Origin of the sequence: aff. Roholtiella sp. LEGE 12411 (assembly GCF_015206995.1) — a bacterium.
Lineage (GTDB): Bacteria > Cyanobacteriota > Cyanobacteriia > Cyanobacteriales > Nostocaceae > Komarekiella.
Genome location: NZ_JADEXR010000141.1, coordinates 1 through 14,567 on the forward strand (window position 1 = coordinate 1; position 14,567 = coordinate 14,567).

The 14,567-nt window shown below is 41.9% G+C and carries 16 protein-coding genes; 7 read left to right on the top strand and 9 right to left on the bottom strand.

The window, feature by feature from the left end:
* Positions 1-311 precede the first annotated feature (311 nt).
* Entirely contained in the window at positions 312-812 is a 501-nt protein-coding gene (locus tag IQ246_RS23220; RefSeq protein ID WP_194005706.1) for an FHA domain-containing protein, read from the top strand.
* 110 nt (positions 813-922) lie between these two features.
* On the opposite strand, the gene IQ246_RS23225 is transcribed toward IQ246_RS23220, so the two are convergent.
* On the bottom strand, positions 923-1,270 hold the full coding sequence (locus tag IQ246_RS23225; RefSeq protein WP_194005707.1) for a hypothetical protein: 348 nt from the start codon (positions 1,268-1,270) through the stop codon (positions 923-925).
* Between the two features lie 397 nt (positions 1,271-1,667).
* Here IQ246_RS23225 and IQ246_RS23230 point away from each other — a divergent pair, with 397 nt between their 5' ends.
* A complete protein-coding gene (locus IQ246_RS23230; protein ID WP_194005693.1) occupies positions 1,668-2,597 on the top strand; it encodes a TIGR01777 family oxidoreductase in 930 nt (309 codons plus the stop codon).
* Between the two features lie 29 nt (positions 2,598-2,626).
* On the opposite strand, the gene IQ246_RS23235 is transcribed toward IQ246_RS23230, so the two are convergent.
* The 3 genes from IQ246_RS23235 to IQ246_RS23245 all read right to left on the bottom strand — a co-directional run bounded on the left by IQ246_RS23235 (position 2,627) and on the right by IQ246_RS23245 (position 3,913).
* Positions 2,627-2,872, bottom strand: a complete 246-nt coding sequence (locus IQ246_RS23235) for a hypothetical protein (RefSeq protein ID WP_194005694.1) — start codon at positions 2,870-2,872, stop codon at positions 2,627-2,629.
* 83 nt (positions 2,873-2,955) lie between these two features.
* Positions 2,956-3,378: a M48 family metallopeptidase gene (locus IQ246_RS23240; protein WP_194005695.1), complete on the bottom strand. Its 423-nt coding sequence runs from the start codon at positions 3,376-3,378 to the stop codon at positions 2,956-2,958.
* Positions 3,379-3,556: 178 nt separating this feature from the next.
* Positions 3,557-3,913, bottom strand: coding sequence for an iron-sulfur cluster assembly accessory protein (locus tag IQ246_RS23245; RefSeq protein ID WP_194005696.1), 357 nt, complete (start codon positions 3,911-3,913; stop codon positions 3,557-3,559).
* Between the two features lie 309 nt (positions 3,914-4,222).
* Here IQ246_RS23245 and IQ246_RS23250 point away from each other — a divergent pair, with 309 nt between their 5' ends.
* From IQ246_RS23250 to IQ246_RS23265, 4 genes are all read left to right on the top strand, one after another.
* A complete protein-coding gene (locus IQ246_RS23250; RefSeq protein WP_194005697.1) occupies positions 4,223-5,866 on the top strand; it encodes a hypothetical protein in 1,644 nt (547 codons plus the stop codon).
* Between the two features lie 1,520 nt (positions 5,867-7,386).
* On the top strand, positions 7,387-7,563 hold the full coding sequence (locus IQ246_RS23255; RefSeq protein WP_191758253.1) for a CopG family transcriptional regulator: 177 nt from the start codon (positions 7,387-7,389) through the stop codon (positions 7,561-7,563).
* Between the two features lie 276 nt (positions 7,564-7,839).
* A complete protein-coding gene (gene zds / locus IQ246_RS23260; protein ID WP_194005698.1) occupies positions 7,840-9,279 on the top strand; it encodes a 9,9'-di-cis-zeta-carotene desaturase in 1,440 nt (479 codons plus the stop codon).
* Between the two features lie 62 nt (positions 9,280-9,341).
* Positions 9,342-9,785: an SRPBCC family protein gene (locus IQ246_RS23265; protein WP_194005699.1), complete on the top strand. Its 444-nt coding sequence runs from the start codon at positions 9,342-9,344 to the stop codon at positions 9,783-9,785.
* 129 nt (positions 9,786-9,914) lie between these two features.
* On the opposite strand, the gene IQ246_RS23270 is transcribed toward IQ246_RS23265, so the two are convergent.
* The 3 genes from IQ246_RS23270 to IQ246_RS23280 all read right to left on the bottom strand — a co-directional run bounded on the left by IQ246_RS23270 (position 9,915) and on the right by IQ246_RS23280 (position 12,447).
* Positions 9,915-10,151, bottom strand: coding sequence for a 2Fe-2S iron-sulfur cluster binding domain-containing protein (locus tag IQ246_RS23270; RefSeq protein ID WP_194005700.1), 237 nt, complete (start codon positions 10,149-10,151; stop codon positions 9,915-9,917).
* A 148-nt stretch (positions 10,152-10,299) separates the two neighbouring features.
* The gene (gene cobQ / locus IQ246_RS23275; protein ID WP_194005701.1) at positions 10,300-11,775 is read right to left on the bottom strand and encodes a cobyric acid synthase CobQ; all 1,476 of its coding nucleotides are present in this window, start codon (positions 11,773-11,775) and stop codon (positions 10,300-10,302) included.
* A 267-nt stretch (positions 11,776-12,042) separates the two neighbouring features.
* Positions 12,043-12,447, bottom strand: a complete 405-nt coding sequence (locus IQ246_RS23280; protein ID WP_194005702.1) for an Npun_F0494 family protein — start codon at positions 12,445-12,447, stop codon at positions 12,043-12,045.
* Positions 12,448-12,688: 241 nt separating this feature from the next.
* On the opposite strand from IQ246_RS23280, the gene IQ246_RS23285 reads away from it, so the two are divergent.
* Positions 12,689-13,126 carry a peroxiredoxin gene (locus tag IQ246_RS23285; RefSeq protein WP_194005703.1) on the top strand — a complete coding sequence of 146 codons (438 nt, stop codon included), beginning with the start codon at positions 12,689-12,691 and terminating at the stop codon, positions 13,124-13,126.
* 86 nt (positions 13,127-13,212) lie between these two features.
* On the opposite strand, the gene IQ246_RS23290 is transcribed toward IQ246_RS23285, so the two are convergent.
* Both IQ246_RS23290 and IQ246_RS23295 read right to left on the bottom strand, forming a co-directional pair.
* Complete coding sequence (locus IQ246_RS23290) at positions 13,213-13,587, bottom strand: hypothetical protein (protein ID WP_194005704.1); 375 nt, start codon at positions 13,585-13,587, stop codon at positions 13,213-13,215.
* Between the two features lie 45 nt (positions 13,588-13,632).
* Positions 13,633-14,520 carry an ABC transporter permease gene (locus tag IQ246_RS23295; RefSeq protein WP_194005705.1) on the bottom strand — a complete coding sequence of 296 codons (888 nt, stop codon included), beginning with the start codon at positions 14,518-14,520 and terminating at the stop codon, positions 13,633-13,635.
* Positions 14,521-14,567: the final 47 nt, after the last annotated feature.

Here is a 14,567-nt window from a genome sequence, read left to right on the forward strand (position 1 = left end):
TCCATCTGATGGGCAAGTGATGAGCCGGGACATGAATGGTGCGCGAGGGATTTTCCTTCGTGCATTGGTTGATACGCCCTCTCTCAAAGAGTGTATTTGTTAATGAATGTTAGCAAAAACGTATCGGTAAGATTTCCACAAATTTTAGTTATTTCCATCTACAGGTTAAACTGAGTCGTTCGTTAGGTATTGAGACTGCTCCCAGAAATATCTTAGCCACTGGAGTAGAACACAGCTGTTCTACTCTTTCAAGGTAATATGCAATTTCAAGGCTGATTTAGATTAGTGCCATTTGACTATAGTGTATGAAAATGGCAGGAAACTATACTAAACAAATCTTGATTACTCACAGTTCAACCGATTTTAGCAACGATTTGTCAATGGCAGCAGAAACCAATGAAAGCCATCTACTGATTATTGAAGATGATCAAGGTCGCAAAGAATTTTCTCTCGAGCAGCCCGTCTATTCTATAGGTAGAGACCGCGAGTGCAACATCCGTTTGATGTCGCAGTTTGTCTCCCGCCGTCATGCTACATTAGTGAGATTGCCAAGAGAGCATAATAGTCCTAACTATTATTACCGGATTGTAGATGGCGATGCTAAAGGGAAACCTAGTTCTAACGGTTTGATGATTAACGGGCGCAAGATGCCAGCTCACGATCTAAAAAATGAAGACGAGATCGTTTTTGGCCCCCAAGTACGTGCTATTTATTACTTATTAAAAAATACTCAGCGTTCGGGGCAAACGGATTCTAGTGAGTATGATATTACACTAATAAACCCCGGTATGACTGAGGATATAGAGGATTGACAACATACTTGAATTTGTTTGATGTTGAACTTAGGCGATCGCAGCGGCTAATTTTGTCTCCAGCTAGACGCTGCGATCGCCTTTACCATAAACACTAATAGTTATGATCATTATCCTGCAAGACTTTCGATCAAATGCCAATGGCGGCTATTTTCAATCGCCTGCTTGATGAATTCAAACATTTGTCGGCAATGATTATCCAATTGGAGTGGCAATTCCTCGTTTTTAATCACAATACTCATCCGAGTTTCGGCTTCGGTAGCTGTTGATTTATCAACTAATACTTCCACTTTGACTAACTTGGAAAAGGAAATACTACCAGGAATCTCACGAGCCATGATGTAATCGGGCGTGTAGTATTGAATATCCAACTCACAGTCTTGTAAAAGTTCTACAAGTAACGGCTGAAGATGGTTAACCGGAACAGAAACAATAAATGAACAAGTATAGCGAGCCATAACACCATGCAACACTGCGTCCATCGTATAATAGTTCACGGAAAATAAGATAGATATAATTAAACCCCGTCTATTTTGAAACCTGGAGTTTTTAAGAAGAGTGTATTATTCTCTTGTGGCTTGAGTTCTGAGCTTTACTCTAATTCCAAAAAACTATGGTTTTCAAGGTAGACGCGGTTTAACTAGTTAATTTTGTCAGCTTTTACCTAATTCCCAGAGAAGCCTCCCAGCATAATCCAAAATTTGGTAGGATCTCAATTTTTCAGTCCTTGCAGTAGACCTACCGCGTAGTCTGGAATCTCGCTGATTACAGAACCTGGAATCTTAGATTTAACCACTAACAACTAACGCGCCATAGCTAATAGCTAGTAAAATAAGGGTTTGGTGGAAGTGGATTATGAAAATAGCAATTACTGGAGCCACAGGATTTGTCGGTAGTCGTTTAGTACAACGACTCCACGGGGAAGGTCATCAAATACTAGTGTTAACGCGGAACACTGCTTTTGCCCACAAAGTTTTTCCATCTAATGCATTCCCCAATTTAGAAATTGTTGCTCATACACCAACTGCATCTGGTTCTTGGCAAAGTGCGTTTACTGGTTGTGATGGTGTAGTTAATCTAGCAGGAGAACCCATCGGAGAAGGACGCTGGACACCGGAACGCAAACAGGCAATCCTCAATAGCCGTAAACTAGGTACACAAAAAATAGTGGAAGCAATAGCCAATACCAATCCTAAGCCTGGTGTGTTGGTCAATGCTTCAGCTATTGGCTACTATGGCACTAGTGAAACCGCAACCTTTGATGAAAACAGCCCTTCTGGTAACGATTTTCTCGCCCAAGTCTGCCAAGCTTGGGAAGCAGAAGCGCAAAAAGTCAAAGAGGCTGGTGTGCGACTAGTAATTTTACGTTTTGGTATTGTCCTAGGCGATGGTGGTGCTTTAGGCAAAATGATTACGCCTTTCAAACTTTTTGCTGGTGGCCCTATTGGTAGTGGTCAGCAATGGTTCTCATGGATTCACATAGACGATTTAGTTAAATTAATTCTGCAAGCTTTAACTAAACCTGAAATGGAAGGCGTATATAATGCTACTGCTCCTAGCCCTGTTCGGATGACAGATTTAAGCCAAACTTTGGGGCAAGTGATTAATCGTCCTTCCTGGTTACCCGTCCCTGCTTTTGCCATCGAAGCACTTTTGGGGGATGGCGCAATAGTAGTTTTAGAGGGTCAAAAAGTCCTGCCAAAGCGCACTCTTAGCAATGGATTTAAATACCAGTATCCTAATTTGCAACCAGCACTGGCAGAAATTGTTAAACACAGCACATAGTTAATATCTCAGAGTTATTAACTGTTGACTTATTGACTAGAGAGAAATTTTCGAGAAACCCAACTGAGAATACCGCTGAGAATAGCACCACCCATAAGGATGCCAATAGCTGGGTTAAATACAGGCTGCCAGAGTTGATGCCATAAATCCAGACCCAGATTTACACCAGCGGCATCACCAATCGCCGCTATCATTAACCAACCAAAGCCAAACAAAACTAGAAAAACATCTGCGACTAAAACCAGGTTTAGCCAGTTTAACAATTTTTCTTTCATTTTCAACTTCTATAAAAAATTAGGTTCGGCAATGAGAAATAGGAAATGAAATACAATTTCAATTCCCTATTCCCAATTCTCAATTATTCTTCAAACAGCCACTTTTTGACTTTTGCCAGACCCTGCCAATCTGGTTTTCTACTTAAACCATCTTCAATACTGTTTTTGATTTCATCCTGCCATTCTGGGTTAACAAAAATTAACTGTTGGGCAAAATCAATATGTTCTCGCAATCCTTTTTGACCTGTTTCCAGCATTGCTAGAGCTAGATTAACTCTGGCTTGTGGATCTTGTGGATTTAACTTTACTGCTTTATGTGCAGCTTTATAAGCCAAGCTGGGTTTGTTATCGAGCAGGTACAACCAGGACAAACAAATCCAAGCCGAACTAGTTTTGGGGGCGCGATCGCAAACTTCTTTAAACACAGGGATTAAAGAATCTGCTGTTTCTCCAGCTTTATAACGTTCTAAACCTGTATCAAACAGGGATTCAACTGTTTGAGTCATACTAAATTAGTCATTAGTTATTAGTCCTTGGTCATTAGCCAAATACAAACAACAAAGCGCAAAGTCTGAGTGCCGGCTTACAGCACTCAGACGCCAGTTCGCACCAGTCGGGGAACCAGCCCAAGCCACTGGCTCAACTTTGTAAGAGATGACAAAGGACAAGGGACAAATGACAATATTACACACCAAACGACTTCCCGCAACCACAAGTTTGGTTTGCGTTGGGGTTAGTAAATTGAAAGCCACCTCCAATCATGGCATCGTTATAATCGAGCATTAAGCCATAGAGGTATAATAGACTTTTGCGATCGCAAACAATTTTGAAGCCCTCATAGTCAAAAACTTCATCCTGAGGGGTGATCCTGCTAGCGTCTTCAAAGTCCATCATGTAAGACATCCCAGAGCAGCCACCTTGACGTACTCCTACCCGTAAGCATAAGTCTTTGCCTTGCCTGTCCTGGAGTGACTTCACCTGGCGCAATGCTGCTTCGCTCAACTGAATTCCACGTTGTTGAGGCTGAGTTGCTTGTATCATCTGCTTTTTCAACTCCTTAAGTGATCTAATTAGCACCCTTTGTAGGCTTTTTGTCACCTCTGGGTTGCTTTTGGTGTTTTTGTATTCATTCTAGCGATATTGACGGCGCAAGATGCCAAATTGTAAACACTCCGTCAAAAGCAGCCAAAGATTTTTATTCTAGAATTGAGAGATTCGGTATTTTCGGAGTTCAAGCCTTGGAGCAGCCTGAGCAGCAACCACCCTTCAGGAGCAGCCAAGAACATTTCATCCGAGGCTAGCCATTCCCCAAAATTTACGAACTATTGCTTCTTTTGATTAACTTACTCTATGACAAGTTTTAATCGCTCTACCAGTCGTCGGTTGAAAAAATTAACTCAAATTCCTTCTGTATGGGAGGGCGATCGCCGTCCGTTATCATCATCACCAACCCAACCGAGGGACTCGGAGGCAAATGGCGAATGCATTCTTTGGGTGGATGGCTCGCAAGGTATTGTTCGAGGAATGGACGTGATAGCTCCAGACATTGGGCCGGAAGCAATTGTTCGCACTTTAATGCGAGCAATGGAGCATCCTCACAGCCCAGCAAAACCCGCTAGACCCCAAAGAATTGTCGTGCGAGACCGCGAGATCCAATTTTACCTGCGCGGGGTGTTGCAAGATTTGGATATCGCCATTGACTACGTACCCGAATTACCTTTGATTGATGAACTATTTCGTGGGTTTTCGGATATCCTCGATAGCCAAATTCCTGATTTGCCTCCACAGTATGCACAAACCTTGCGAGATAAGGCTTTTGCAATTTGGCAAGCAGCTCCTTGGGAATTTTTGGAAGAACAGCAAATTTTGTCAATCGAGATCAATAAGTGGGATGTTGGTACACTCTACGCCTCAGTGATGGGAATGCTGGGGATGGAATATGGCATTTTGTTTTACCGCTCCGAAAATTCACTAAAGCGTTTTCGCGCAGCAGTTTTAAGAGATGACGAATCAACCCAGCATTTAGAAGAAGCTTTTCTCAAGCAAGATTGCTTGTTTCTAACCTTTGAGAGCGCTGAGGATACTGACGAAGATGAAGACGAAGTTGGTGATTTAGCGGATTTGCCATTATCAGAAATTGACCCTACCTTCGGCAATATCCATCCTTTAGAAGGACTACGGTCTGTTTTATATGACGAAGAAGCACTTGTAGTTTTAGTTGCTTTAGAAAGCTTGAGCCGCTTTATTCGCGATCATCGCCGTCAGCTTCATGACGATACCTTCCCCACTCTTAGCCGTCGTTATCGGATTTCTACCCCGCAGTCAGAAGAATCAACTAAATCAGTCTCTGTGACTGTCTCTACTATGCCGCAGATGGCAGCAGAATTAGAGGAGATGGCTGGCTTTGGTGACGAGGCTCAGGAAATTGGGGACTCTGACTCGTCAACGTTCTGCTCATTACGAGATGATTTGATACCAGAAGATTCATTCCTCAGTCTGGGTGTGGTGTCATGGGAAATGTTGGAGTACTTGCATAAGGGAGCTAATTACCATAAAGCTGGTGAGATCAAACAAGTCGGTGATGGGTTGCCGGTGATTTTAATTCAAACTTCCCGTCCGAAAGCTAAAACTGTAATTGAAAATCTTGAGACAGCTGGTGGACTGAAAGCAATTTGCTTTAATCCCGGTGCTGACCCCTTTGATGATAATCGTTACGACCTGGGTTTATTACAAACTCAAAATGGCGAATTATTCTTGTTTGGTGAATTTTTAGATGATGATCCAACTCATGTAGAAGCTCGGAAAAAGTGGAATCAACGGTGTAAAAATACTAAAGGCTATTGTGGCTTAATCATTGCTAAGGGGCTAACAGGAGCTTCTCGCGGCAATCCCCAATTGAAAGATATGATGGCTTTGTTTGAAGCGCGATCGCTTTCACCCAAAGATTTAGGCGTCGGCACTCTCCAACTGATGCCCCAACTTCAATTTGAATAATTCTCCACATAATAACCACGAGATGAACTTAGAATTTAGACAAATTGCAGTTTGTGGTTTTTAATAAAGGCCTGAAGAAATATTCCTAGATAATCTTCAGGCCTTTTAGTACGTATTTAGCCAATATATTGAATAATTTTATACTATAAATTCGTCTAGTTTTGGTCATCATATCAGATTGCAACTAGCTGGGTCTTGTGAGCAATAGCCGCTCGCTTTAATAGTGCTTATTTCATACCTTAGTTGACTTTATCTTAATTTCATAAAGTATCCATGTACCCATATTTTTTCAACAATTTCTACGGTATTTTATAGTATAGATATATACTGAGTTTTTTAAAAAAGACTTCAAAGGTTAGTTTGTTTAAATTTAGCTAATGTAATTAGATATCTGAATCTTTTGTTTCATGAATTTTTGATGTCAGCATCTTAATATATATCAATATTGTTAAGCAGAATTCGAGATGAATATCTCTTTCTTTGTAATGACTTTATAAAGTAAGATAAATAAGAAATTTTCGCCTTTTAATGAAGATTATTTAAAGTACTTAAATAATAGTTATAATAAACAAACTCCCGAAAATATTGAAATATGCAGTACTTTTTATAGGTAGCTTTGCCACTAAAAGTAAATTGCATAGTAAAAGTTTATCGGCAGTATTTTCAAGCCAACATTAGACATAACAAATTATAAAAATGTCGAATATCTAGGATAGGAATGAGCTAGAAAGTATTTACAAAGTTCTCAATCGACGAATACTATGATAAGTCCGATTAAAGCAAGTTTTTAACCAGAGATTTGCAAAATAAACAGACAATTTATTAGACTTAAAATAAATTGTATCGTTAGGGAGAGGAGAAAGAATAGTTTAAAAATTAAAAGTATCTTTACGGGGAATTAGAGCAAAAGTCTTAAATAAAATATTATTTGTGCAAATGCAGAGGTGATGAGAAAATAGTACACCAGCCCTGACCTCTAGTCGATGTCGCTGGTCAGACACTTACACCAATCACCTTCGCTATAGAGCGATCGCTTGTTTGTCTATTTTGAAATGATTGATGACCATTTATGTGTATCATTGCAAGCTAGAAGTCAATCATTAAGCATGAGAATGATTCTAAAGCTATACTTTCAGGTTTTTTGGCAGATGTTCTGTCCAATGGTTTTTGGCCAGCTTGAGCGAGAGAGAAGGTTAAATGCTTTTGATGAAGAATAATTTTGGAAATATTAATTGAGTTAATAGTATGTATCTCAAATTAACTTATAAAATTTAGTTGTCAGGCTTTACTCATCTTGTTACTAGGGTTATTATCTTCAAGAGCAAGTATGCACTCTTTCTCTGGTGATAAAAATAACAAATAAGCTGTAGTTTTTAAATTAGGAAATGATGAATACTTTGACAAACGGAACAACTTTAATATTAATACTATTACTTGTTCCCCGAGACAAACTCTGATAATCTGATCGTTTTCATCTTTAGTTAGACCTCTTCTGACGACCTTAACATACATCAAATAGCATGATAATGACAAATAAAAAATGGGCCGTAAAACGTATAACTGTCAATCTGGCAACACAGGAAGCGGAAAAACTGGAAAAATATTGCCAGCAAACAGGTAGACCCGCAACCGATGTTATTCGTGAACTGATTAGAAGTTTGCCTGTCTCCGACGACAGCAAAGATGGAAGTAAGTAATAATGTGTTTTCAGGGTGTACAAAATCACTGCTTTCCTAAAAAAGAAATAGCCATAACACCTGTTTTGAGTGTGTTTTTATAGGCAAAAGTTCGTCTGACTGATACAGACGCGATGTTTCTCGCGTCTGGTCAATTGCTAGAACGAAAAGGAGTTATCAAAGGGTTTTAGTATCGAAATGACCATGCCTTGATATGCTAGTAGACTTGATATTAAGTAGCAAATTCCGACACCAACCCAGTTACAATCTGTGAAGAAGCTGAAAAGGAACAACGGAATGCGCGTTGCAATCATAGGTGCGGGACTAGCTGGACTAGCGACCGCAGTGGATTTAGCTGATGCTGGCTGTGAAGTACAGATTTTTGAGTCTCGTCCGTTTGTCGGTGGTAAAGCCGGCAGTTGGATTGATGGAGATGGGAATCATGTTGAAATGGGGTTGCACGTATTTTTTGGGTGCTACTATCAGCTGTTTGACCTGATGAAGAAAGTGGGGGCGCTCAAAAACTTACGCCTCAAAGAACATCGCCACACTTTTATCAACAAAGGAGGACGCACTGGTGCGTTAGATTTTCGCTTCCTGACTGGTGCGCCTTTGAATGGGTTAAAGGCATTTTTCACTACTTCTCAACTTTCATTGCAAGATAAATTGCAAAATGCGATCGCTTTAGGTACTAGTCCGATAGTTCGTGGCTTAGTGGACTTTGACGGAGCGATGAAAATCATCCGCAAACTAGATAAAATCAGTTTTGCCGACTGGTTCCGTAGTCATGGCGGGAGCAACGGTAGTATCAAACGCTTATGGAACCCCATTGCCTACGCTCTGGGATTTATTGATTGCGACAATATTTCTGCCCGTTGTATGTTAACAATATTCCAGTTGTTTGCAACCAGAACTGAAGCCTCTGTACTGCGAATGCTGGAAGGCTCTCCCTATGATTACTTGCATAAGCCCATCCTGAAATATCTAGAAGTCAGAGGCACTAAAGTTTACACACGTCGGCAAGTGCGGAAAATTCAGTTTACCGACACAGGGGAACAAACCCATGTCACGGGCATAGTAGTTGCCGAAGGTGATACTGTAGAAACCATAACTGCTGATGCCTATGTCTGTGCCTGTGATCTGCCAGGAATTCAGCGCGTCCTACCCCAAGAGTGGCGTAAGTGGTCAGAATTTGACAATATTTACAAATTAGATGCTGTGCCTGTAGCAACAGTGCAGTTAAGATTTGATGGTTGGGTGACGGAACTGTACGATGGAGAGCAGCGCAAACAACTAAATCAGGCAGCTGGGATAGATAATTTGTTGTATACAGCCGATGCTGACTTTTCTTGTTTTGCCGACCTGGCTTTGACCAGTCCTGCTGATTATTATCGCCAAGGACAGGGGTCATTATTGCAACTAGTGCTGACACCGGGAGATCCTTTTATTAAACAAAGTAATGAGACGATCGCCCAGCATGTACTTAAGCAAGTACATGAACTTTTTCCCTCGTCGCAAGAGCTAAATATGACTTGGTACAGCGTGGTAAAACTCGCTCAGTCTCTCTATCGAGAAGCGCCAGGTATGGATTTATACCGTCCTCACCAAAAGACACCAGTGAATAACTTCTTCTTGGCAGGGAGTTATACGCAACAAGACTACATCGATAGTATGGAAGGAGCGACGATTTCTGGACGGCGTGCAGCAAAAGCGATTTTAGAGACCTTGAAGAAATAACAAATTGCCAAGGGCATATTCGCGTAGCATTTCGTAGAGAACAGAAGGAACAAGGAAAGAGAATGTCAGATTGGTTAGAGCACACTGTACAGGTAGAAGTAGAAGCTCCTATAGATTTAGTATGGAGCCTTTGGTCTGACTTAGAGCAAATGCCCCTATGGATGAAGTGGATTGATTCGGTGAAAATTCCGCCAGATAATCCAGATATATCTCTTTGGAAACTGAAGACTGGCAATTTAGAATTTAACTGGAAATCTCGCATTCTCAAAGTTATCCCCAACCAAATTATCCAATGGGAATCGATTGATGGTTTGCCGAATCAGGGAGCGATTCGCTTTTACGATCGCCACAGTACTAGCATTGTCAAAATGACCATTTCCTATGCCATCCCCGGTATTATTGGCAAAATTATGGATAACTTATTTTTGGGACGGATAGTTGAATCCACGATTCAAGCTGATTTGGAAAGGTTTAAAGAATACGCTTTAAAGGCTAAATCAAACTAACTATGGTAGGGATGTCTACGTCTTTGCAAGACCGCTGAAAAACTCTAGTGGTGTAGATTCATGTCTGGGACTTTCTTTGCCATTCATTTTCTCAAAAGGTGCGATCGCCACTCAATAGCAGGGGCGACATTACCAAGTTGGATCGCTAAACAGATTAATCGTTAATTCCTGGCGTGGTGGGACTGCTGTGATACAAGCACGGATGATATCGCCACCCTCTAATTCTACCGTGCAAGCATGACACGACCCCATTAGACAACCAGTGGGAATAGACACCCCAGCCCGATCTGCTACATCTAATAGGGCTTCTCCAACTTCAGCATCTACTGTGACATCATCTGGTAAAAAGCGGACGCGAACAATCATCAAACACCAGCCTCGCTAAGCTGTTACGTATTTAACTTGTGTCTTGACTCGTAAAGATTGTCCCTTGTGATTAGTCATTTGGATTTACAAAAGACAAAAGACTAATGACGCTCTTAACGAAAAAATGTGCAATTTTGCGGAATCTAGCTTAAGACAAAAACGGACTTAAGTCTAAATGGCTTTCAACTTCAGTTGCTAAAGAATCCAAAATATGCTCTCTCTGTTCCCGGTAGTTAGAAACACCCGTAGGCAAAGATTTCAAACCCCGCTGTTGACGGAGACGATTTAACCAAGCACGTCGCCAAGGGCCATTGTCAAAAAGCCCGTGGAGATAAGTACCCCAAACTGATTGACAACTATCCACTAACCCTAAATTAACATCATCAAATAAAGGTTGGAAGGCTTGGGCATCTGCCTGCTGTTCTATGCGCGATCGCCCTTGGTGGATTTCAAACCCGGTTACTGGCAAGCCCGTTTGCGGATAATTTGAGCTTACCTGACGTTGGCGGGCTATTTTTTGTCCTGTAATTACGGTTCTGATTGGTAATAGATTTAACGCTTGAAATCTACCAGCTTGTCCCTCTATTCCCTCTGGGTCGGCAATGATTTGACCCAGCATTTGGAAGCCGCCGCAAATGCCCAAAACTGTCCCACCAGAAGCTGCATAGTTTTGTATTGCTTCTGCCATTCCGCTTCTTTGCAGTAATAGCAAGTCAGCAATTGTGGTCTTTGTTCCGGGTATAATTACGGCATCTGGGTGTCCTAAATCTTGCTTTGGACTCAAGTATTTAACGGAGACTGTAGGTTCTGATTCTAGTGGGTCAAAGTCAGTAAAGTTGGCAATTCTCGGTAAGCGGATGACAGCGATGTTGAGGTCAGTTTGGACTTTATTGGATTGACGTTCCAGCAGATCGAGAGAGTCCTCCGCTGGAAACACATGTTCCAAATATGGTATGACACCAACAACGGGGATACCTGTGCGTGCTTCTAACCATTTTATCCCCGGTTCTAGGAGCGATCGCTGTCCTCGGAACTTGTTAATTACCACACCCTGAATTAAAGCACGTTCGTCTGGTTCCAGTAATTCTAAGGTTCCTACTACGTGGGCAAAAGCACCACCCCGGTCAATATCAACCACTAGTATGGTTGGCGCATTCAAATGTTTTGCCACCCGCATATTAGTTAAATCGCGGTGCTTAAGGTTGATTTCTGCTGGACTACCTGCACCTTCACAAACCAGTAAATCAAATTCTGTTCCCAAATGCTGTAGCGATTCTTCAATTGTGCGCCAGCCTAGTTCAAAATATTGCTCGTAGTAATCGGCTGCGCTGACTTTACCTACAGGTCTGCCTTTGATGATTACTTGGGAAGTCATATCTCCTTGAGGTTTGAGTAGAATTGGGTTCATTTCTACCCAAGGGACGACTCCAGCCGCCCAAGCTTGTACCGCCTGGGCGTAGCCAATTTCTCCACCACTGGCAGTAACATAAGCATTTAAAGCCATATTTTGACCTTTAAAGGGAGCGACTCGCCAGCCACGCCGCGACAGAATGCGACAAATAGCTGTAGTTAAGAGTGATTTCCCTGCATGGGATGTTGTCCCCACTACCATAATTGATTTCATAGGTCACTATCAGTTTTTCAAACTAAGCATTTAAATAAAAGGAGTGAACGGTAATATGACAATCCGCTCGCCAAAGTTAAAAAGTTAGGGAAGGTTTCAGAGACAAAATTGAAGGCATTCAGATCCTTGTCACCTCAGCTATCTTCTGTAACCCTCGATCACACCTCACGAATCATGGTTAACAGTAAAGATTTCATGAAGAGGGTTGACGCTTCCGTATATATTGTTCCCTTTTACTCCCTTATCCTAACCTTCACTTGATCAATTCTAAAATGGTAATCTAAACCAACGAACTACAGCATTGTATAAGCGATCGCTCCAAGAGGGAGTACGCCAATTTTTTCCTTGATGTTGTTCTACTAACTGGCGACCTAGGGGAGTAAGGCGAAAACTATCTGTAATCCCCTGTCCATCAACTTCTCGCCGCAGCACACCTACTTGAATCAACCACCCCAAGGCGTTGTCACACGCTAATTCTGATAAAGAGCGTTTACTGTAGCCCTGCTTGATGCCATTTTCTAGAGCGATCGCATTCAATGACACACTCTGGTGTCCCATGACTTCAAATAAATATACATTGAAGGGTGAACACACTAGCGATCGCTCGGCTCTTTCTACTGTGCTACGAGGGTAAACAAAAGTTTTTGGGTTTTGGGAATCAACAACAGGCATTGGAGACTGGGGGCTGGGGACTGGGGACTGGGTATTGGGAAAGGGTTTACCTAATTCTTAATTCCCAATCCTTAATTGAGTATTGATTTAAGAATATGTTTGTTATTGTTTTAGCTACCTCGTTTCAGAAAACTTGTTTTTCTGAAAATAGTTATGCTGTTTTACAGCAATTATATTTAATTATTGTAAATTATTGTAAAATTTCAAGTGCATCAACAATCTGAAACAGGAAAAGTTTATTATGCCTCTAGCAGTTGGTACGGATGCACCTGCATTTACCGCTAAAGACACTAACGGCAACACGATCTCATTATCTGATTTTGCCGGAAAGACGGTCGTTTTGTATTTTTACCCTAAAGATGACACGCCAGGTTGCACCAAACAAGCCTGTAGTTTTCGGGACGCCCAATCTGAATATCAAGGTAAAGATGTTGTAGTGCTGGGAGTCAGCGCAGATGATGAAGCCGCTCATCAGGCATTCACAGCAAAATATAATCTGAATTTTCCCCTACTGGCAGACACCGACAAAGCCCTGATCAAAGCTTTCGATGTAGATGGTGGCGGTTATGCCAAGCGCGTCACCTATGTAATTGATCCCAACGGTAAAATTACCCACGTTGATGCTAGTGTTAACACAAGCACCCATGCTCAGGATGTTTTAGCTACACTTGGGCTGTAGTTTTTTACCTGATAATTAAGCATTCTTTTTAATCAGCCTAACTTCAACCCCAACCTCTTAGAGTGGTTGGGGTTTTTAGTTGGAATTCAGTTGCTTGAAGGTGGTGTAGCTGACGGCAATATAATTGGCAAATTTTGGGTAGGCTGCTGCTGTTGACCTTGAATTCGTTGTTGTTGCCTTTTTTTAAACTCTGCTGCTGCTGAATCTAATTCTTGGTTCTGTTGTTCAGAATTCCAGTTGATAGTCCCGAAATTTGCCCGATGAATCAGGTCAAACATATTGAAATCACCTGAGTTGCGGGAAAAAGGATCTGTATTTTGATCTGAATTACCGCCGCCGGGAAACGAATCCACCTGATTGAGTTGAGCCAAGCTAGGTTGAACTGTGAACAAGGAAACAAAACCAATTCCTGCCACAATTGCTACAAATAGCTTGGTTACTAATAAAAATGGTTTTTTCATAGAGTTTTGACCTTAAAAACGCTTTAAAGCAATCATGCTTCCATCTTAAGCAAGAGTCCGCCGGAGTTGGGGTTGAATGCTCAGCAAGGCGACAAGGGCAAAACCAAGCAAAACCAGCAATGCTCCGCCAAAGGTAAGATTACCCCAAGGAGCTTGCATCACAACACTACCCAATTCCCAATTACTGTGGAGATAGAGATAGCGAATTGGTTCAATGGCGTAGCTGAGGGGATTAAGAGTAGCTACAATCTGCAACCACTTGGGCATAAACGATAAAGGAGCCAAAGCAGTACTAGCAAATAGCAGCGGTAGAGTAGAGACAAAAATCACCGCGATTAATTCAATGTGACCAGGTAAGGCGAAAGCTAAGCCGAGGGAGATGGCTGTCACACCCAAAGCCAGGAGAAAAACAATTAGGGCGATCGCACTCAAACCAGCTGCATCCGGTAGCCCAGCCCCTAAAAACGCCGCTGCTACTACAATCACGGCTGCTTGTAACAAACTTTGGCTGATAATGAAGATTGCTGAAGCAAAGACAATTGAGAACCGTGATGCTAGGGGAGCCACCAGCAAACGATTCAAAAAGCCGAACTCTCGGTCAAACATCACGGGTAAACCAGCATTTAGCGCCCCGGCAAATGCCGTAAAAACAATTATGCCAGCAGCCAAAAACTGACCATAATTTGTTGTATTGCCAAATATACCCTTAGGAGCATTTTGGAACAAAGCACCAAATAGCACCAACCACATCACTGGTTGAATAATTCCAGCAACCAAAGATGAGGGACGGCGTTGCAACTGAATAAACAAGCGACGAGTTAAAGCTAGCGTCTCTTGTACCAATTCACCGAAAAAATTGTGAGCAGCATCAGCGCTAGCTTGCGGTGATGTTGCTGGCTGCCAATTGATATCAGATTTAGGAGTAACACTCATGGCAATGGGGAATGGGGAATGGGGAATGGGGCATTGGGCATTGGGCA